Below are 18427 nucleotides of genomic sequence, written 5' to 3' on the forward strand. Positions count from 1 at the left end.
CGCGAGGGGCGACGCGGCACCCGCCGGGTCGAACGGGCCGATGCTGGTGGTGGCCTCCGGGGCGACTCCCCCGACGACGGTGCGGGAGTCGCCGTCCACGGCCCCGGCGACGGCCATCCCGGCCAGGGTGGCGAGGGTGAGCGCGCCGGCGGCGACGCCGGTGAGGGCCTTGCCGCGGGTTCCGGTGCGCGCCGCCCGGCGGATCAGCGTCTCCCGGACGACAGCGGCCGGCGCCGCCCCGGTCCCGGCCGAGGACTGCGAGGCCGCGGACTGTACCGCCGAGGAATGTACCGCCGAGGACCCCCCGGTCGAAGAGTCCAGGGCCGCGGACCCGCCGCCGCCCAGGGCGGTGTGCGCCAGCGAGGTGCCGCCGGCCGCGCCGACCGCGGCTCCCGCGCCGGGCAGCAGCAGCGCGAGCAGGGCGACCAGTGCCGTCAGGTCGAGCCGCCCCTTCTCCTCCCACCCCGGTCCGTAACCGGCCGCCGCGACCGCCTCCAGCTCCGCCAGCAGCGCGGTCGCGCTGTCCGGGCGGGCCCCGGGGTCCTTGGCGAGGCCGGAGAGGATCAGCGGGCGGACCGGGTCCGGCGTCAGTTCGGCCGGGATCGGGGCCTCGGTGTGCTGGACGGCGAGTTCGGCGAAGGTCGTGCCGCCGTAGGGGCGGGCGCCGGTGAGGCACTCGAAGAAGGTGACGGTCGCGGCGTAGACGTCGCCCGCCGGGGAGGCGGGCCGGCCGGCCCACTGCTCGGGCGGCATGTAGGCGGGGGTGCCGGAGACGTCGCGCTCGTCGCCGCTCGGCACCGCGATCCCGAAGTCCACCAGCTTGGACGTCCCGGCGGTGTCCACCAGGACGTTGGCGGGCTTGTAGTCGCGGTGCACCACCCCGGCGCCGTGCGCGGCGGCCAGGCCGAGCAGCGAGCCCTTCAACACCACCAGGGCCGCTTCGGGGGTGGTGGCGCCCTCCGCGCGGAGCAGCTCGCGCAGGGCGATGCCGTCCACCAGCTCCATCACGATGGCCGCGCCGCGCTCGCCCTCGACGTACTCGTAGAGCCGGGTGACGTGCGGGGAGTCGAGTCCGGCCAGGACTTCGGCCTCGGCCCGCAGCGCGGGGGTTCCGGCCGCGCTGTGCAGGTACTTGACCGCCACGGGGGTGCCGGTCGCGCGGTGCCGGGCGAGCACCACCCGGCCGCTCGCGCCGGCGCCGAGCTCGCGCTCGTGGACGTACTCGGGGAGTTCCCAGGGCCGCTCGTCCGCGGGCTCCGGGGTGTTCCCCGCGGCGGGGGCGGTGCTACCCCCGGCCGGTCTGTGCTCCTGCTGCTTCCGGTCGTCCATCGCTTCGTGCTCTCCCCGTTCACGGCCCGCTCGGCTCTGCGGCGACGCACCTTACGGCAACGCCGACGCTGCCTGGGACGCGGCCGGTGAACAGCGGGTTCCGGGCCGGCGGGGCCCGTGGATCACGATTCGGGTGCTTCGCACACCGAGCCAATCGTTCCCGGTACGAACCCGCGTACGAGGGCGCGCGGGGGCGTGCGCAGGGGCGCGTTCAGCCGAGCAGCAGCCTGGTGCCCGGGGGCAGTCCGCCGGTACGGGCCGCGTCGCGCAGGTGCGCCAGCAGGGTCGCCCGGAGCGCCTCCGCCGCCCGGGTCGGCGGCACCTCGTGGCCGTGGGCGACGGCGATGGTGCGGCCGAGCCCGGGACCGGCGAAGTGGGCCACGGCGAGACCCGAGCGGTCGGCGACCATCCCGGGCAATACGGCCGGCCCCAGCCCGGCCCGGACGAATCCCAGTACCGCGTCCATCTCCCCGCCCTCCACCGCGAACTCGGGCTCGAAGCCCGCCGCCCGGCAGGCCGCCAGCGTCGCCTCCCGCAGGTCGTAGCCCTCCCGGAACATCACCAGCGGCCGCTTCCCGAGCTCCGCCACCCGCACCTTGCGGCGGGCCCCCGGCTCGGCGGACACCAGCACCAGTTCCTCGTGCAGCAGCTCGGTGACGGCCAGCGCCGGCACGGCCTCGCCGCTCGGCGGGGTGATGATCAGCGCGAGGTCCAGCTCGCCCGCCGCCAGCGAGCGCACGAGGTCCCGCGAGCCGCCCTCCCGCACCACCAGCGCCACCCCCGGGTAGCGGTCGCGGAACACCCGCAGCACGTCCGGCACCAGGCTGGTGCACAGGCTCGGCGGCGCCCCCAGCCGCACCCGGCCGCGGCGCAGCTGGACGGTCTCCTGCACCGCCAGTCGGGCACTCTCGGTGTCGGCGAGGATGCGCCGGGCGAGCGGCAGCAGGGCGTCCCCGGCGTCGGTGAGGGCGATGTTGCCCCTGGTCCGGTGGAACAGCTCGGCACCCAACTCCCGCTCCAGGGCGCGGATCTGTTGCGACAGCGACGGCTGGGCGACGTGTTCCGCCTCGGCCGCGCGGGTGAAGTGGCGGGTTTCGGCGACGGCGAGGAAATACCGGAGCTGCTGGAGTTGCACAGCTCCCAGCATAGGCAGGGACTATCGTCACGAGCCGCATCATGTCTTGGACTCACCATGACCACCGTCCCTACCGTTGATGCCATGACAACCGCGTCCCGGACGGCCCGGCATCCGTCCACCCTGGCGACCCTCTGGCGGTCGACCGTCGGCAAGAAGGCGGTCATGGCCGTCAGCGGCCTGGCGATGCTGCTGTACCTGGTCGCGCACATGCTGGGCAACCTCAAGGTCTTCTTCGGCCCGGACGACATCAACGGCTACGCGGCCTGGCTGCGCACGATCGGCCAGCCGTTCCTGGGCCACGAGTGGTTCCTCTGGATCGCCCGGGTCGGGCTGCTGGCCGCCGTCGTGCTGCACGGCGTGGCCGCGTTCCAGCTGAGCCGGCGGGACCTCGCCGCCCGCCCGAGCAAGTACGCCCACCAGCGGCGGCGGGCGAGCTACGCGACCCGGACGATGCGCTGGGGCGGGGTGATCCTGGCGCTGTTCATCGTCTGGCACATCCTCGACCTGACCACGCTGACCGTGAACCCCGCCGCCGAGCACGGCAGGCCGTACCAGAACATCGTGGCCTCCTTCGGGAACTGGTACTCCTGCGTGATCTACATCGTGGCGATGCTCGCCGTCGGCCTGCACGTCCGGCACGGGTTCTGGAGCGCCGCGCAGACCCTCGGGGCCAACAACGCCCGCCGGGACCGGCTGCTGAAGCTGACCGCCAACGGGCTGGCGCTGCTGCTGACCGCGGGTTTCCTGTCCGTCCCCGTCGCCGTGATGACCGGAGTGGTGAAGTGAACGCGTCCCCGGAGCAGAACGCCTCCCCGGAGCACAAGGTGCACCCGGACCCCGGCGTCCACCCGGCCCCCAGTGCCCACCCGGCCCCCGGCGGCTACCCGGACTACAGCGTCGGCGAGCCGATCGCCGACACCCGGTCCCCCCAGGGGCCGATCGAACAGCGCTGGGACCAGCGGCGGTTCGAGGCCAAGCTGGTCAACCCGGCGAACCGGCGCAAGCACACCGTGATCGTGGTCGGCACCGGCCTGGCGGGCGGCGCGGCCGGCGCCACCCTCGCCGAACAGGGCTACCACGTGGTCCAGTTCTGCTTCCAGGACTCGCCCCGGCGGGCCCACTCGATCGCCGCCCAGGGCGGCATCAACGCCGCCAAGAACTACCGCAACGACGGCGACTCCGTCCGCCGGCTGTTCTACGACACCGTCAAGGGCGGCGACTTCCGCGCCCGCGAGTCCAATGTGCACCGCCTGGCCCAGGTGTCGGTGGAGATCATCGACCAGTGCGTGGCCCAGGGCGTGCCGTTCGCCCGGGAGTACGGCGGACTGCTGGACACCCGCTCGTTCGGCGGCGTCCAGGTCTCCCGGACCTTCTACGCGCGCGGCCAGACCGGCCAGCAGCTGCTGCTCGGCGCCTACCAGGCGCTGTCCCGGCAGATCGCGGCCGGCAACGTCGAGATGCACGCCCGCACCGAGATGCTGGACCTGCTGGTGATCGACGGCCGGGCGCGCGGGATCGTCGCCCGCGACCTGGTCACCGGCGAGGTCTCCAGTCACACCGCCGACGCCGTGGTGCTCGCCTCCGGCGGCTACGGCAACGTCTTCTACCTCTCCACCAACGCCAAGAACTCCAACGCCACCGCGATCTGGCGGGCGCACCGGCGCGGCGCGTACTTCGCCAACCCGTGCTTCACCCAGATCCACCCGACCTGCATCCCGCGCTCCGGCGACCACCAGTCCAAGCTGACGCTGATGAGCGAGTCGCTGCGCAACGACGGACGGATCTGGGTGCCGAAGGCCAAGGGCGACACCCGGCCGCCGGACGAGATCCCGGAGCAGGAGCGGGACTACTACCTGGAGCGGATCTACCCGTCCTTCGGCAACCTGGTGCCGCGCGACATCGCCTCCCGGGCCGCCAAGAACGTCTGCGACGAGGGCCGCGGCGTCGGGCCCGGCGGGCAGGGCGTCTACCTGGACTTCGCCGACGCCGTCCGCCGGCTGGGCCGGGACGCGGTGGAGGCCAAGTACGGCAACCTGTTCGAGATGTACGAGCGGATCACCGCCGAGGACCCGTACCGGGTGCCGATGCGGATCTACCCGGCGATCCACTACACGATGGGCGGGCTCTGGGTCGACTACGACCTGCAGACCACCGTGCCGGGCCTGTTCGCGATCGGCGAGGCCAACTTCTCCGACCACGGCGCCAACCGGCTCGGCGCGAGCGCGCTGATGCAGGGCCTGGCGGACGGCTACTTCGTGCTGCCGCCGGTGCTCAACGACTACCTGGCCCGCGAGCCGCTGCCCGCCGTCCCGGCCGACCACGAGGAGATCGCCTCGGTCGAGGCCGAGGTGGCGGACCGGCTGAACCTCATCCTCGCGGTGGACGGCGACCGCACGCCCGACTCCTTCCACCGCGAGCTCGGCGAACTGCTGTGGGACGAGTGCGGGATGGCCCGCGACGAGGCCGGGCTGCGCCGGGCGCTGGAGCGGATCCCGGCCCTGCGGGAGGAGTTCTGGCGCCGGATCAAGGTGCCCGGCACCGGGCAGGAGCTCAACCAGGCGCTGGAGAAGGCCAACCGGCTGGTCGACTACTTCGAGCTGGCCGAGCTGATGTGCCTGGACGCGCTGCACCGCGCCGAGTCCTGCGGCGGCCACTTCCGCACCGAGAGCCAGACCCCGGAGGGCGAGGCGGCCCGGCGGGACGAGGAGTTCTCCTACGCCGCCGCCTGGGAGTTCACCGGCACCGGCCGGGCGCCCGTACTGCACCGCGAGCACCTCGACTTCGAGTACGTCCACCCCACCCAGCGGAGCTACGCGTGAACCTCACCCTCAGGATCTGGCGCCAGGCGGGCCCCGACACGCCCGGCTCGATGACCACCTACCAGGTCGGCGGGATCAGCCCCGACATGTCCTTCCTGGAGATGCTGGACACCCTCAACGAGGAGCTGATCCTGCGCGGCGACGCCCCCGTCGCCTTCGACCACGACTGCCGCGAGGGGATCTGCGGCGCCTGCGGCATGGTCATCAACGGCCGGGCGCACGGCCCCGAGCGCACCACCACCTGCCAGTTGCACATGCGGCACTTCGAGGACGGCGACACCATCGACGTCGAGCCGTGGCGGGCGGCGGCGTTCCCGGTGGTCAAGGACCTGGTGGTGGACCGGTCCGCGTTCGACCGGATCATCGGCGCCGGCGGGTACATCACCGCCCCGACCGGCAGCGCGCCGGACGCCCATGCCACGCCCGTCCCCAAGGAGGCGGCCGACACCGCGTTCGAGCATGCCGAGTGCATCGGCTGCGGGGCGTGCGTGGCGGCCTGCCCCAACGGCTCGGCGATGCTGTTCACCTCCGCCAAGGTGGTCCATCTGAACGTGCTGCCGCAGGGCGGGCCCGAACGCGCCTCCCGGGTAATGAACATGGTGGAGGCGATGGACGCCGAGGGCTTCGGCGGCTGCACCAACACCGGTGAGTGCGCGACGGCCTGCCCCAAGGGCATCCCGCTGCCGAGCATCGCCGCCATGAACCGGGAGTACCTGCGCAGTTCGCTGCGCGGGGGCCGCTGACCCCCGGGGCGGTCCGCGAGGACGGCCCCCCAAAGCCGAAGCGGGGCGCGCGTGGTGCTCGTGCGCGCCCCGCTTCTTCGACTGTTCGTCAGGATCGTTACTGGCTCCTCGGATTTCGCGCTACCGTGGTCCCCGCGCCGAGGAGGAATGCATATGCCCGAGGTTCAGGCCTGCTCCGGGTGCGGCGGGTCCGGGGGGACCCAGAAGACCGAAGCCACGGTCGAACTGGACGAGGAAGGGAGCATGGTGCCGAAGATCCACACCTTCTGGTCGCCATGCGGTCGGTGCCACGGATCCGGGACGGTGATCGTCGGATGAGGCTGGTCTTCGAATGCGTCGAGTGCGGTAGCCACTACCTGCCGCCGGAGGCGATGGTGTACCCCGACGGGCCGGCCTCGCCGGTCTGGTGCACCCACTGCCAGACCGCGAAGCGGGCGGCGGGGGTCCGGGAGGACCCGCTGCTGGCGCGGGTCGCGCTGGCGACGGCCAAGGCCGCGCGGGCCGGGAACGCCCGCGCCGGCGGCACCCCGGAGGAGACTCCGGGCGGCCGCCCGGACGTCCGGCCGTCGCGGCCGCCGGTGTCGCGGCGGGCGCGCTCCGGGCCGGGCGCGGTGCGCAGCAAGCTGGCGTAGGAACGGCGGCCGGTCAGAACAGCGCCTCCTGGGTGTCCGGGGGCTCCGGCCGCGCCCTGGGGACCAGTGACAGCCCGAACGGCGGCCGGCCGGGCGCCGGGGTGAGCGTCCAGCCGGTGAGCAGGCGGGTGTCCAGGAGCAGCGGCGGGTCGCCGTCCGGCCGGTCGAGCAGCAGGTGCCGGCCGATCGGGGCGCGCAGCCGCCCGGCCACCACCGCGCCGTCCGCCAGGCCCTCGACCGCGTGGTAGGCGGCGGGGGCGCCGCCGGTCAGGCCGAACAGCCCGACCTGGTCGACCACCGGGTGGCCGGGCAGCAGCTCCACCTCGTGGCCGTGCAGCAGGTCGTGCGCGCGGGCGCGGGCGTCGGTCAGCACGGCCCGGCGGTGGGCGGCGTCGCCGTGCTCCCACCAGTGGTCCACCTTGGCCCGGACCTTGAACCGCTCCCGCGCCAACCCGGCGGCGGAGAGGGTGAGTTCGGCCCGGCGGACGGCGGGCAGGGCGCCCCGGGCGGCGAAGGTCCAGGCGAGCGCGGCCTGTTCGAGCAGCCGGCTGGTGCCGCGCTGCTCGGCGGTCAGGCCGACCTTCAGCAGACCCTCGCCGAACCAGGCGAGATAGAGCCGGTAGGTGCGGCCGTCGTCGAGGATCTGGTCCCTGGCCAGCGCCAGGCCCCGGTCCACGCTCTGGCAGGGCGGGCACTGCACGGCGCCGCCGTCCGGCGCGATCCCGGCGCGGTGCGGGCACGGTGTGCGCTCGTCCCGGCCGACCAGCAGGGCGCCGATGCAGCGGCGCGGTCCGCCCAGCCGCCAGCCGACCTCGGTACCCGGCACCACCTCGCGCTCGTGGGTGCGGCGGCCGTGGACGGCGCTCAGCACCGCCCGGCCGTCCCGCCACGCCAATCCGGTGGAGACCCACCCGTCCGTCCCGCTCACCGTCGACCTCTCACCTCTGACCTCTGGCTTCTGACCTCTGGCCTCGCCCGTGCCGCCCGAATTGTCGAGGCTACCGGGTGGCACCGACAACGCCCGCCGGGCACCGGGCCCGCCGCCCGCCCGGCCCGGTAACGTCGCCGCATGACCACCACCGACACCGCGCCCGCCCCCGTCCCGCCCGGCCCCGTGACCCCGGACGACCTGGCCGCCGTGCTCCGGCTCGCCGCGGACACCCTGCGCGCCGCCCCGGCGGACACCGACTGGTCCCGGCCGGCCGGCGGCATCGCCTGGGACTGCTGGAGCACCGTCGAGCACCTGGCGGACGACCTGCTCGCCTACGCCGCCCAGCTCGGCCCCGAGCACCCGCCGCAGGACCGCTACGTGCCGTTCGTGGCCCGGCGGTCCCACCCCGGCGGCCCGAACAACTTCGTCCTCGCCGAACGGGAGGGCGGACCGGCGGCGCTGGTGGAGGTACTGGCGGCGAGCGGCGGACTGATGGTCTCGATCGCCCGCACCCGGGGGCCGGAGGTCCGGGCCTTCCACCCCTGGGGCCTGGCCGACCCGGCCGGGTTCGTCGCGATGAGCCTGGTGGAGACCCTGGTGCACCTGCACGACGTGGCCGAGGGCCTCGGCCTGCCCTGGGAGCCGCCGGCCGGGGTCTGCGCCCGCACCCTGGCCCGGCTGTTCCCGGACGTCCGGCCCGACCCGGCCGGCCCCTGGCCGACCCTGCTGTGGGCCACCGGCCGCCGCGCCCTCCCCGACCGCCCCCGCCGCACCGAGTGGCGCTGGTACGCGGACGCGCCGACCGCCCCCGCCCCGGCCTGACGCCCGTTCACCGCCGGGTGGCGTCGCAGGTCGCGGGCCCTTTGCGCGCTCCCCCGGTGCACGTTCTATTGTGGCGGGCGCGGGCGGTGGCGCGGCCGGGAGGCGGGCGCCGGGCCGGAGCGGCGTGGAGCGAAGGGGTGGACGTGGCGGGGCGGCGGAACAACGGGGTGCTGGCGGTCTGGGCGGAGGCGCAGCGGCAGGAGCAGCGCCGGGAGGAGGCGCGCTGGCGCGCCCAGGCCGCCGAGCAGCGCCGGTGGGAGCGCGAGCAGCGCGAGGCGCAGAAGTCGGCGGCCCGCGGCGAGCGGGAGGCGCAGCGGGCGTACCAGCAGTCCAGGGAGGCCGAGGCGGCCCGGCGGACGGCCGAACTCGACGGCCGGGTGGAGGAGTTGCGGGGTCTGCTGGCGGCCGGTCTGGCCCGTCCGGCGTTCCGGGCGCAGAGCCTGCTGGCCCCGCGCCCGGTGCCGCCGTTCGAGCCGGGGCGGCTGGGCGAGCCGGTGCCGATGCCGGACCAGGCGCACTACCAGGTGCCGCCGCCGGACCAGGCGCAGGCCCGCAATCCGGGGGTGCGGCAGCGGTACGAGCAGTACGTGGCGCAGGCGCGGGCCCGGTTCGAGCAGGACTGGTACGCGGCGCAGGCGGCCGAGGCGGAGCGGCAGCGGCGGCTGGGCGAGTACCACGGGCAGTACCTGGACTGGGTGGCCCGGTTCCGCCGGGAGGACGAGGAGCGCGCCGCCAGGACCGAGGACTCGCTGCGCGGGCTGCGGTCCGGCGAGCCGGAGGCGGTGCAGGAGTACTTCTCCGCCGTGCTGTACGCCTCGGCGGGCTGGCCGGAGGGCTTCCCGCACCGGCTGGTGGCGGCCTGGGAGGCGAGCAGCCGCCAGCTGGTGGTGAACTGGGAGCTGCCGGGCCCGGACGTGGTTCCGGCGACCGGCCGGGTGCGGTACGTGAAGACGGACGACCGGGAGGCCGAGGTGGCCCGCCCGGCGACCGAGCGCAAGGCGCTCTACCGGGAGGTGCTGGCGCAGAGCGCGCTGCGGGTGGTGACCGAGCTGTACCGGGCGGACGGGGACGGGCTGCTGGCCTCCGTGGTGCTGAACGGCTTCGTCCGCGGCATCGACCCGGCGACCGGACGGGAGGCCGAGCGCTTCCTGACCACGGTGACGGTCGACCGGGCCGAGTTCGCCGGGCTGACCCTGGACCGGGTGGCGGCGGTGGAGTGCTTCCAGGGACTGGGCGGGGTGCTGTCCGCGCGTCCCGAGCGGCTGGACGAGGTGCGGCCGGACCGGCTGCCGGAGACGGTCGGCGGCAGTGTGGCCGGACAGGGCGGCGAGGACGATCCGGACCTCTTCGAGATGGACCCGATCGAGTTCGAGGAGCTGATCGCGGAGCTGTTCCGGCTGCGCGGCTTCCGGGTGATGACCACGGCCCGCAGCGGCGACGCCGGGGTGGACGTGGTGGCCGAGGACCTCGATCCGGTGACCGGCGGACGGATCGTCATCCAGGCCAAGCGCTACCGCTCGACGGTCTCCCCCACGGCGGTGCGCGACCTCGACTCGACGGTGCGCCACCACGGTGCGATCAAGGGCATCCTGGTGACCACGGCCGGGTTCGGGCCGGGTTCGTACGAGTACATCCGCAACAAGCCGCTGACCCTGGTGAGCGGTCCCGAGCTGGTGGAGCTGCTGGCCGAGCAGGGCCTGCGCGGCCGCCTCGGCGAGCGGACCGCGGGCGGCGGCGCCAACGGCGGCGGGCACGGCGGTACGAACGGCTCGGGCGGCGGTGCGCACGGCAGCGTGAACGGCTCGGGCGGCGGAGCAGCGGGAGAGGCCGGGAGCGGCGACGCCGCGGCGGGCACCATGGGCGCGACCAGCACCGTGGCCCTGTCCTGGAGCAGTCGCACGGCCGGTGGCGACCCGGTCGAGCTGGACGTCTCGGCGTTCCTCTGCGCGAGCGGCCGGGTACTGGACGACGAGCACTTCGTGTTCTTCAACAATCCGCAGGACCCGGACGGCGCCGTCCGGCTGCACCCCACCCGCTCGGTGCCGGGCGAGCCGGTCCGCCGGGCCGAGCTCACCATGGACACCGCCCGGCTGGCCCCGGCGGTGGACGAGGTGGTGGTGGCGGTGTCCACCGAGGAGGAGGAGCCGCCGGCGCTGCCGCTCGGCTATGTGCACGGGCTGGCGCTGACCGGCGCCTTCGGCCCCGAGGTGTCCGGCCCGGCCCGCTGGGAGGCGGGGACCGGCGGCGTGCCGGAGACCGCGATGGTGATCGGGTCCTTCCAACGGCGTGGCGGTGTCTGGCAGTTCGCGCCGAGCGGAACGCCGGTGCCGGGCGGTCTGGCCGGTCTGGCGGTGCGCTGGGGGGTGGCGGTCGAGTAGCCGGGTCCGGGGCCGGGACTGCGCCTGACTGAGGAGTCGCTGTCATACCCGAGGAGGAGGGGAGCCCCCGCCGGGCCGCCGGGTCGGCGGGGGGAGCCCGTACCCGGGAGCGACCTTCCGGGTACGGAACGGTGGCGAGAATGGATGGAAGACGATCATCCGATTCTGCTTCCGCTTTTCCCTCGCATTCCCCAGGAGACCCTCGTGACGATGTCCGCAACCGCCGTCCGTACCGGCCGGGCGGCCGCCCGCGCCACCGGCCTGAACAAGGTCTACGGGGAGGGCGAGACCCGCGTGGTCGCCCTCGACAACGTCAGCGTCACCTTCCCCCAGGGCGAGTTCACCGCGATCATGGGCCCCTCCGGCTCCGGCAAGTCCACCCTCATGCACTGCATGGCCGGCCTCGACACCGTCAGCTCCGGCTCCTCCACCATCGGCGACACCGAACTCGTCGGCCTCAAGGACAAGCAGCTCACCCAGCTGCGACGCGACCAGATCGGCTTCGTCTTCCAGGCCTTCAACCTGCTGCCCACCCTCACCGCCCTCGAGAACATCACCCTCCCCATGGACATCGCCGGCCGCAAGGCCGACAAGCAGTGGCTCGACCGCGTCGTCGAGACCGTCGGACTCTCCGGCCGCCTCTCCCACCGCCCCAGCCAGCTCTCCGGCGGCCAGCAGCAGCGCGTCGCCTGCGCCCGCGCCCTCGCCTCCAAGCCCGACATCGTCTTCGCCGACGAACCCACCGGAAACCTCGACTCCCGCTCCGGCGCCGAGATCCTCTCCTTCCTGCGCAACTCCGTCCGCGAACTCGGCCAGACCGTCGTCATGGTCACCCACGACCCCGTCGCCGCCGCCTACGCCGACCGCGTCGTCTTCCTCGCCGACGGCCGCATCGTCGACGAACTCACCAACCCCACCGCCGACACCGTCCTGGACCGCATGCGCCGCTTCGACGCCAAGGGCCGCACCAGCTGACCCCGCAGGTCAGCCCCCCGCCCCGTCACCGAACCGGCCGCCGACGCCACGACCCTCAGGACTGACACCACTCCATGTACCGCACCGCACTGCGCAATGTGCTGGCCCACAAGGCCCGACTGCTGATGACGACGCTCGCCGTCCTCCTCGGCACCGCCTTCGTGGCCGGCACCATGGTCTTCACCGACACCCTCGCCAGCGCCTGGCGCGCCCAGAGCGCCCAGAGCTACACCGACATCGCCGTCACCGTCAGCGACCACGGTGCCGTCGGCAAGGGGTACGACCACGGCGGCAAGGGCTCCGACCGCCCCAAGCTCACCGAGGACACCCGCAAGGCCATCGCCGCGCTGCCCGGCGCCGCCGAGGCCCGCGGTGTGGTCAGCGGCTTCGCCGGCATCGCCGACCGCAAGGGCGCGCTGATCGGCGACGGCTTCTCCACCACCGGCACCAACTACGTCCCGGGCGCCGACGGCACCGACCCGCGCTTCCCGCTGGCCGACGGCCGGGGCCCGCGCACCTCCGGCGAGATCGCCCTGGACACCAGGACCGCCGAGAAGGGCGGCTTCAAGCTCGGCGACACCGTCCGCGTCGCGGTCAACGGCCCGGTCATGGAGCTCAAGCTCACCGGCACCCTGCACACCAACGACCCGCGCGTGGAGTCCGGCGGATCGCTCGCCGCCTTCGACACCGCCACCGCCCAGCAGCTCTACCTGAGCCCCGGCCAGTACGACGGGATCGACGTCAAGGCCAAGCCCGGCACGGACGACACCGCGCTGCTGGCCGCCGTGCAGAAGTCCTTCCCCCAGCCCGACACCTTCGACGTCAACACCGGCCGCGCGCTGGCCGCCGAGCAGGAGCGGAGGATCGACGAGAACACCAAGCAGATGTCCACCATGCTGCTCGTGTTCGCCGGCATCTCGCTCTTCGTCGGCATCTTCATCATCGCCAACACCTTCACCATGCTGATCGCCCAGCGCACCAAGGAGCTGGCCCTGCTCCGCGCCGTCGGCGCCAGCCGCAAGCAGATCACCCTCTCGGTGCTGGCCGAGGCGCTGCTGGTCGGCCTGGCCGCCTCGATCGGCGGTCTGATCGGCGGCATCGGCATCGCGGCCGGTCTGCAGGCCCTGCTCAACGGCCCGTGGGAGGCCAACCTGCCGGACGGCCCGCTGGTGATCGCCCCGTCCACCGTGATCGCCTCGCTCGTCGTCGGTGTCGCCGTCACCGTGCTGGCCGCCTGGCTGCCCTCGCTGCGCGCCTCCCGGATCGCCCCGGTCGCCGCGATGAGCTCCAGTGAGCAGCCCGCCACCCAGAAGTCGCTGCTGGTGCGCAACATCATCGGCCTGCTGTTCGCCGTCGGCGGCGCGCTCGGCCTGGTCGGCGGCGCGGCGGCCGAGTCGGTCAACCTGGTGGGCCTCGGCTCCGGCGCGCTGATGATCGGCGTCTTCGTCCTCACCCCGCTGCTGTCCCGCCCGGTGATCGCGCTGTTCGCCCCGGTGCTGCGCAGGCTGTTCGGCACGCCCGGCAAGCTGGCCCGCGAGAACGCCGTGCGCAACCCGCGCCGCACCGCGGCCACCGCCTCCGCGCTCACCATCGGCGTCACCCTGATCACCACGCTGAGCGTGGTCGGCGCCTCGGTGAGCAAGGCCGCCGACCGGGCCTTCGCCAGCGACATCAAGGCGGACTACGCCGTCGCCATGGACAACTGGTCGATGCTGGCCCCCGAGGTCGCCGGGCAGATCGCCAGGACGGCCGGGGTCACCGCGACGAGCGTGGTGCGGGACGTGCCGGTGCAGGCGGTCGCCGACGGCGACACCTCCTGGCTGACCTCCGTGGACGCGGCGACCTTCGACCGGCTGGTCGACGTCAAGGTCACCGCGGGCGCCGCCGACGCGCTCCAGCAGGGCAAGCTGCTGGCCAGCAAGGACTACGCGGAGCGCAACCACCTCACGGTCGGCTCGACCCTGGACATCACCTACCCCGACGGCACCCGCGGCAGCCTCGCCGTCGGCGCCCTGGCGGAGCGCAACTCCGAGATCGGCGGGCTGATCGCCCCGGACAAGGTGGTCGGCCCGCACGCCGCCGCCGGCTCCGGCCTGAAGAAGGTCCTGGTCAAGGGCGCCGACGGCGCCACCCCCGCGCTGAAGCAGGCGCTGCGCGACGCCACCGGCGGCAACCCGCTGATCGGCATCAAGGGCGAGAAGGACATCAAGGCGGAGAACAACCGCGCGATCAACGGCGTGCTGAACGTCATGTACGGGCTGCTGGGCATGTCCGTGATCGTCGCGATCCTCGGTGTGGTCAACACCATGGCGATGTCGGTGTTCGAGCGCCGCCGCGAGATCGGCATGCTGCGGGCGATCGGCCTGGACCGGCGCGGCGTCGGCCGGATGGTCCGGCTGGAGTCGCTGATGATCGCACTGTTCGGCGGTGTGGTCGGCGTGCTGCTCGGCATCGTCACCGCCTGGGCCGCCGTCCGGACGATCGCGGGCTCGCTGAAGAGCATCACCCTGGTGGTGCCGCCGGTGCAGATCGGGTTCTTCCTGGTCGCCGCCGCGGTGATCGGCCTGCTGGCCGCCGTCTGGCCGGCCCTGCGGGCGGCCCGGCTGGACATCCTGGGCGCGATCAAGAGCGAGTAGGAGTAGCCGCCACCCCTCGTACGCACGACGCCCGCCGGGACTCCTCCCGGCGGGCGTCGTGCTGTCCGAGCTCGGCGGGCGCCGTACGCGCCCGGGGCAAACGTTTCCTCAGCAGCCGTTGAGGATCGAGGAGAGGGCGCTCTTCTCCGCGCTGTCGACGGAGAGGCCGTAGTAGTACTTCACCTGCACCCAGGCGCGGGCGTAGGTACAGCGGTAGGAGGTCTGCGGCAGCCAGTGGGCCGGGTCCTGGTCGCCCTTGGAGCGGTTGGAGCTCGCGGAGACGGCGATCAGCTGCGGGCGGACCAGGTCGTTGGCGAGGGCCTGGCGCTGGGCGGTGGTCCAGGCCCAGGCGCCCGAGCGCCAGGCCTCGGCCAGCGGCACCAGGTGGTCGATGTCGAAGCTCGACGCGTTGGTGGTGGTGGCGTTGTCGTAGGCCGAGACCCAGCTGCCGCTGACGGAGGCGCAGGCGGAGTCGGTGACGACGTTGCTGCCGTCGCGCTTGAGGACCGTCTCCCGGGTGTTGCAGGTGCCGGAGATGGTGATCCAGTGCGGGAACAGCGCGCGGTCGTAGGTGGAGTCGTGGGACTCCGCGGTCACCGCGATCGCGGCGAGGTAGCCGCGGGCGGTGGCGGCCGAGACCGGGGTCGGCAGGGCCGCCTGGGCGGTGCCGGCGCCGGTCAGCAGGGTGGTGAGGGCGAGCAGCAGGGCGCCGAAGGCGGCGGCCAGGACGCGACGGGGCACGCGTATCGCGGACATGACAGGGAACTCCTGGGTCGAGGAGGGCAGCGGAAAGCCCCCGGGCGGGGAGCCGGCCCGGGCTGCCGACCAGCATGTCGCCCCAGGGGTTTACGCGGGTAGATCCGCGAGGTGAATTTTTTGACCGGATGTCAGGTACACAAACCGTCAGGGCACTACCGACCCCTTCCCGTCGGGGTCGGGGAACGCGGACGCCCCGCCCGGTGGGTTCCGGGCGGGGCGTTGCGTGGTGTCGTGGGTGCGCCGGGTGGCGCGGGCCGGTGGTGTCAGGCGGTGGGGCGGGCCCCTGTGGTGCCGGTGGTGCCGGAGGCCCCGGTGGGCCTGGGCGCGGTGGGCTTGGCGGGGCCGCCGCCGAGGAGGCCGAAGAAGAACGCCAGGGTGGGTGCGAGGTAGGCGAGCCAGACGACGATCTGGAACACGGTGGGGTCGGGCTGGAAGTTGAAGACGCCCTTGAGGAGGGTGCCGTACCAGCTGTCCTTGGGGATGGTGCTGGAGATGTCGAAGGCGAGGTTGTGCAGGCCGGGCAGCCAGCCGGCCTCCTGGAGGTCGTGGACGCCGTAGGCGAGGACGCCGGCGGCGACGACGACGAGCATGGCGCCGGTCCAGGTGAAGAACTTCGCCAGGTTGATCTTCAGCGCGCCGCGGTAGAAGAGCCAGCCGAGGAAGGCGGCGGTGAGCAGGCCGAGGGCGGCGCCGATGATCGGGTTGTAGCCGTCCTCGGTGGCCTGGACGGCGGTCCAGATGAACAGGGCGGTCTCCAGGCCCTCGCGGCCCACGGCGAGGAAGGCGGTGGCGACCAGGGCGCCGGTGCCCATGGCGAGGGCGGCGTCGAGCTTGCCCTGGAGTTCGCTCTTGAGGTGGCGCGCGGTGCGGCGCATCCAGAAGACCATCCAGGTGACCAGGCCGACCGAGATGATCGACAGCGAGCCGCCGAGGGCTTCCTGGGCCTCGAAGGACAGCTGGGAGGAGCCGAACTGCAGGACCGCGCCGAAGGCCATCGACAGCAGCACGGCGGCGCCGACGCCGGTCCACACCGGCGGGAGCTTCTCCCGGCGGCCGGTCTTGACCAGGTAGGCGATGAGGATGCAGACGACCAGGCTGGCTTCGAGTCCTTCGCGCAGGCCGATCAGATAGTTGGCGAACACGCCGGCTCCCTGGGGGTGAGGAGGGTGGTACGGGCGAAACGGGCGGGAGGTCAGCCGAAGAGGGCCTGGCCCCACCACTCGCCGGGCTTGCGGACGCCCGCGGGGCAGGCGAAGTGCGCGGAACCGACGTGCTGGATGTACTCGTTCAGCTTGTCGGAGGCCGCGAGCCGCTGCTGCAGCGGGACGAACGCCTTGCGGGTGTCGCGCTGGTAGGCCAGGAAGAACAGGCCCGCGTCCAGCCGGCCGAGGCCGTCGGTGCCGTCGGTGAAGGAGAAGCCGCGGCGCAGGATCATCAGGCCGTCGTTGGACTCCGGGTGGGCCAGCCGGACATGGGCGTCGGCGGGCATCGCCTTGAGGTCCGGGGCGTCGTGCTCCTTGGTCCGCCCGTACGCGGCGCCCTCGCCCTTGGTGCGGCCGAAGACGTCCTCCTGCTCCTTGAGCGAGGTGCGGTCCCAGGTCTCGATGTGCATCCGGATCCGGCGGGCCACCAGGTAGGAGCCGCCGGTCATCCAGTCCGGGCCCTCGCCGGGGGCGGCCCAGACGTGCTCGGCGAGCTTCGCGGTGTCGGTGCCGGCGATGTTGTGGGTGCCGTCCTTGAACCCCATCATGTTGCGCGGGGTCTGCGCGTCCGGGGTGGTGGACGAGGTCTTGCCGAAACCCAGCTGCGACCAGCGGATGTTGACGGTGCCCATGCCGATCCGGGCCAGGTTGCGGATCGCGTGGACCGCCACCTGCGGGTCGTCGGCGCAGGCCTGGATGCACAGGTCGCCGCCGCTGCGCTGCGGGTCGAGGTTGTCGCCCTTGAACTTCGGGAGGTCGATCAGGGCCTCGGGCCGCCGGGCCTTGAGGCCGAAGCGGTCCGTGCCGTCCTTCTCGAACAGGCTCGGACCGAAGCCGATGGTGAGGGTGAGCCGGGAGGCCGGCAGGCCCAGGGCCTCGCCGGTGTCGTCCGGCGGTGCCTCCGGCAGACCGCTGGCGGCGCCGCTGCCGACCTCGCGGCCGCCGGTCATCGCGGCAGCGGCCTTGGTCCACTCCTTCAGCATCCGGACCAGCGAGTCGCGCGTCGCGGTCGACGAGACGTCGAACGCGGCGAAGTGCAGCCGGTCCTGGACCGGGGTGGCGATGCCCGACTGGTGGTCGCCGAAGAACGGGATGTCCGCGGTGGCGGCGGGCGCGGCCGGGGTGTCGTCGTCCTGGCGGGTCGCGGCGGCGACCGAGCCGACTCCGGCGGCACCCAGCGCGACCCCGGCACCGGCCCAGCCGATGACGGCACGGCGGCTGACCGGGGCGCGGCCGGCCGACGCCTCTGCGGTGGCGTCGGCGGTGGCGGCCGACGTCGCGTTCTGCTGCTGGTTCTCGGCGTCCATGGGCGGGTGGACCCTTCTCTGTGCTGAACTCACGGATGCCGCGGCGGCCGCAGGGGCCGCCACGGCTGAGTACCGGATGTGGTGCGCGGTGCGGGGTCCGGTGCGCGCGCCGCGGACGGCCGCGCGCACCGGACCGCGGTGGTTACTTGACGACCACGGCGGCGGCGAGCTTGGAGAGGGGCTCGCCGAGGGAGTTGACGGCGTCGGAGAAGGTCTTGCGCTCGGTGTCGGTGACCTTGTCGTAGGAGGTGTAGCTGCCGTCGGCCTGCTTGTACTTGGCGAGCAGGGTCTGGATGGCGGCGAACTCGGAGTCCAGGGTCCTGGCGAGGTCGGCGTCCTTCTCGGCGGCGACGGGCTTGAGCAGCTCGTAGGCCTTCTTGGCGCCCTCGACGTTGGCGGCGAAGTCGGCGAGGTCGGTGTGGCTGTAGCGGTCCTCCTCGCCGGTGACCTTGCCGGTGGCGACCTCGTCGAGGAGTTCCTTGGCGCCGTTGGCCATGCTGGTGGCGGTGATCTCGGCCTCGGGGATGCGCTTCTGCCAGTCCTTGAGGTCGGCGACCAGCTGGTCGGCGAGCTTCTTCTCCTCGTCACCGATCTTCGCGTCCGCCCAGAGGGACTTCTCCAGCTTGTGCCAGCCGGTCCATTCCTGGCCGGGCTCCAGGCCGTCCTCGCGGGTGTCGGTCTTGGGGTCGACGTCGCCGAAGCTCTCGGCGACGGGCTCGGCGCGCTCCCAGCCGGTGCGCGAGGGCGCGTAGAGGG

At 73.6% G+C, this 18427-nt stretch carries 15 protein-coding genes; 8 read left to right on the forward strand and 7 right to left on the reverse strand.

Annotation, left to right across the window (positions count from 1 at the left end):
• Together BI06_RS47115 and BI06_RS33060 are read right to left on the reverse strand one after the other, a co-directional pair.
• Window positions 1–1329 (reverse strand): serine/threonine-protein kinase (locus BI06_RS47115; RefSeq protein ID WP_149030564.1); only part of this gene is annotated, 1329 nt, incomplete at its 3' end.
• Window positions 1330–1540: 211 nt separating this feature from the next.
• Window positions 1541–2464: a LysR family transcriptional regulator gene (locus BI06_RS33060; protein WP_030394727.1), complete on the reverse strand. Its 924-nt coding sequence runs from the start codon at window positions 2462–2464 to the stop codon at window positions 1541–1543.
• 84 nt (window positions 2465–2548) lie between these two features.
• Here BI06_RS33060 and BI06_RS33065 point away from each other — a divergent pair, with 84 nt between their 5' ends.
• From BI06_RS33065 to BI06_RS33080, 4 genes are all read left to right on the forward strand, one after another.
• The gene (locus BI06_RS33065; protein ID WP_030394726.1) at window positions 2549–3253 is read left to right on the forward strand and encodes a succinate dehydrogenase cytochrome b subunit; all 705 of its coding nucleotides are present in this window, start codon (window positions 2549–2551) and stop codon (window positions 3251–3253) included.
• Window positions 3254–3375: 122 nt separating this feature from the next.
• On the forward strand, window positions 3376–5286 hold the full coding sequence (locus tag BI06_RS33070; protein WP_043474662.1) for a fumarate reductase/succinate dehydrogenase flavoprotein subunit: 1911 nt from the start codon (window positions 3376–3378) through the stop codon (window positions 5284–5286).
• On the forward strand, window positions 5283–6029 hold the full coding sequence (locus tag BI06_RS33075; protein WP_030394724.1) for a succinate dehydrogenase/fumarate reductase iron-sulfur subunit: 747 nt from the start codon (window positions 5283–5285) through the stop codon (window positions 6027–6029). Before BI06_RS33070 ends, BI06_RS33075 begins: the two co-directional genes overlap by 4 nt.
• 314 nt (window positions 6030–6343) lie before the next feature.
• A complete protein-coding gene (locus tag BI06_RS33080) occupies window positions 6344–6661 on the forward strand; it encodes a hypothetical protein (protein ID WP_030394723.1) in 318 nt (105 codons plus the stop codon).
• A 13-nt stretch (window positions 6662–6674) separates the two neighbouring features.
• Here BI06_RS33080 and BI06_RS33085 read toward each other — a convergent pair whose 3' ends face one another.
• Entirely contained in the window at window positions 6675–7589 is a 915-nt protein-coding gene (locus BI06_RS33085) for a DUF2797 domain-containing protein (protein WP_051742480.1), read from the reverse strand.
• A 141-nt stretch (window positions 7590–7730) separates the two neighbouring features.
• Between BI06_RS33085 and BI06_RS33090 the strand changes: the two genes are divergently transcribed.
• The 4 genes from BI06_RS33090 to BI06_RS33105 all read left to right on the forward strand — a co-directional run bounded on the left by BI06_RS33090 (window position 7731) and on the right by BI06_RS33105 (window position 14403).
• Window positions 7731–8414, forward strand: a complete 684-nt coding sequence (locus tag BI06_RS33090) for a hypothetical protein (protein WP_051742482.1) — start codon at window positions 7731–7733, stop codon at window positions 8412–8414.
• Between the two features lie 143 nt (window positions 8415–8557).
• Window positions 8558–10792 carry a restriction endonuclease gene (locus BI06_RS33095; RefSeq protein ID WP_043474669.1) on the forward strand — a complete coding sequence of 745 codons (2235 nt, stop codon included), beginning with the start codon at window positions 8558–8560 and terminating at the stop codon, window positions 10790–10792.
• Between the two features lie 204 nt (window positions 10793–10996).
• Window positions 10997–11767 carry an ABC transporter ATP-binding protein gene (locus BI06_RS33100; protein WP_043474491.1) on the forward strand — a complete coding sequence of 257 codons (771 nt, stop codon included), beginning with the start codon at window positions 10997–10999 and terminating at the stop codon, window positions 11765–11767.
• Between the two features lie 74 nt (window positions 11768–11841).
• A complete protein-coding gene (locus tag BI06_RS33105; RefSeq protein WP_030398666.1) occupies window positions 11842–14403 on the forward strand; it encodes an ABC transporter permease in 2562 nt (853 codons plus the stop codon).
• Window positions 14404–14511: 108 nt separating this feature from the next.
• On the opposite strand, the gene BI06_RS33110 is transcribed toward BI06_RS33105, so the two are convergent.
• The 4 genes from BI06_RS33110 to efeO form a co-directional block, all read right to left on the reverse strand.
• A complete protein-coding gene (locus tag BI06_RS33110) occupies window positions 14512–15159 on the reverse strand; it encodes an HNH endonuclease family protein (protein ID WP_030398665.1) in 648 nt (215 codons plus the stop codon).
• A gap of 266 nt (window positions 15160–15425) precedes the next feature.
• On the reverse strand, window positions 15426–16304 hold the full coding sequence (gene efeU / locus BI06_RS33115) for an iron uptake transporter permease EfeU (protein WP_082558865.1): 879 nt from the start codon (window positions 16302–16304) through the stop codon (window positions 15426–15428).
• Window positions 16305–16354: 50 nt separating this feature from the next.
• The gene (efeB, locus tag BI06_RS33120; protein ID WP_030398669.1) at window positions 16355–17671 is read right to left on the reverse strand and encodes an iron uptake transporter deferrochelatase/peroxidase subunit; all 1317 of its coding nucleotides are present in this window, start codon (window positions 17669–17671) and stop codon (window positions 16355–16357) included.
• Window positions 17672–17813: 142 nt separating this feature from the next.
• Window positions 17814–18427, reverse strand: a 614-nt coding sequence (gene efeO, locus BI06_RS33125; RefSeq protein WP_149030565.1) for an iron uptake system protein EfeO, incomplete at its 5' end; no start/stop codon positions are given.

Origin of the sequence: Kitasatospora sp. MBT66, assembly GCF_000710405.2 — a bacterium.
GTDB lineage: Bacteria > Actinomycetota > Actinomycetes > Streptomycetales > Streptomycetaceae > Kitasatospora > Kitasatospora purpeofusca.

Bases quoted from the DNA above. Each gene is read 5' to 3' on its own strand.
- BI06_RS33105 (WP_030398666.1), top strand. From the start codon at position 11,842: ATGTACCGCACCGCACTGCGCAATGTGCTGGCCCACAAGGCCCGACTG.
- BI06_RS33080 (WP_030394723.1), top strand. From the start codon at position 6,344: ATGAGGCTGGTCTTCGAATGCGTCGAGTGCGGTAGCCACTACCTGCCG.
- BI06_RS33110 (WP_030398665.1), bottom strand. From the start codon at position 15,159: ATGTCCGCGATACGCGTGCCCCGTCGCGTCCTGGCCGCCGCCTTCGGC.
- BI06_RS33090 (WP_051742482.1), top strand. From the start codon at position 7,731: ATGACCACCACCGACACCGCGCCCGCCCCCGTCCCGCCCGGCCCCGTG.
- BI06_RS33065 (WP_030394726.1), top strand. From the start codon at position 2,549: ATGACAACCGCGTCCCGGACGGCCCGGCATCCGTCCACCCTGGCGACC.
- efeB (WP_030398669.1), bottom strand. From the start codon at position 17,671: ATGGACGCCGAGAACCAGCAGCAGAACGCGACGTCGGCCGCCACCGCC.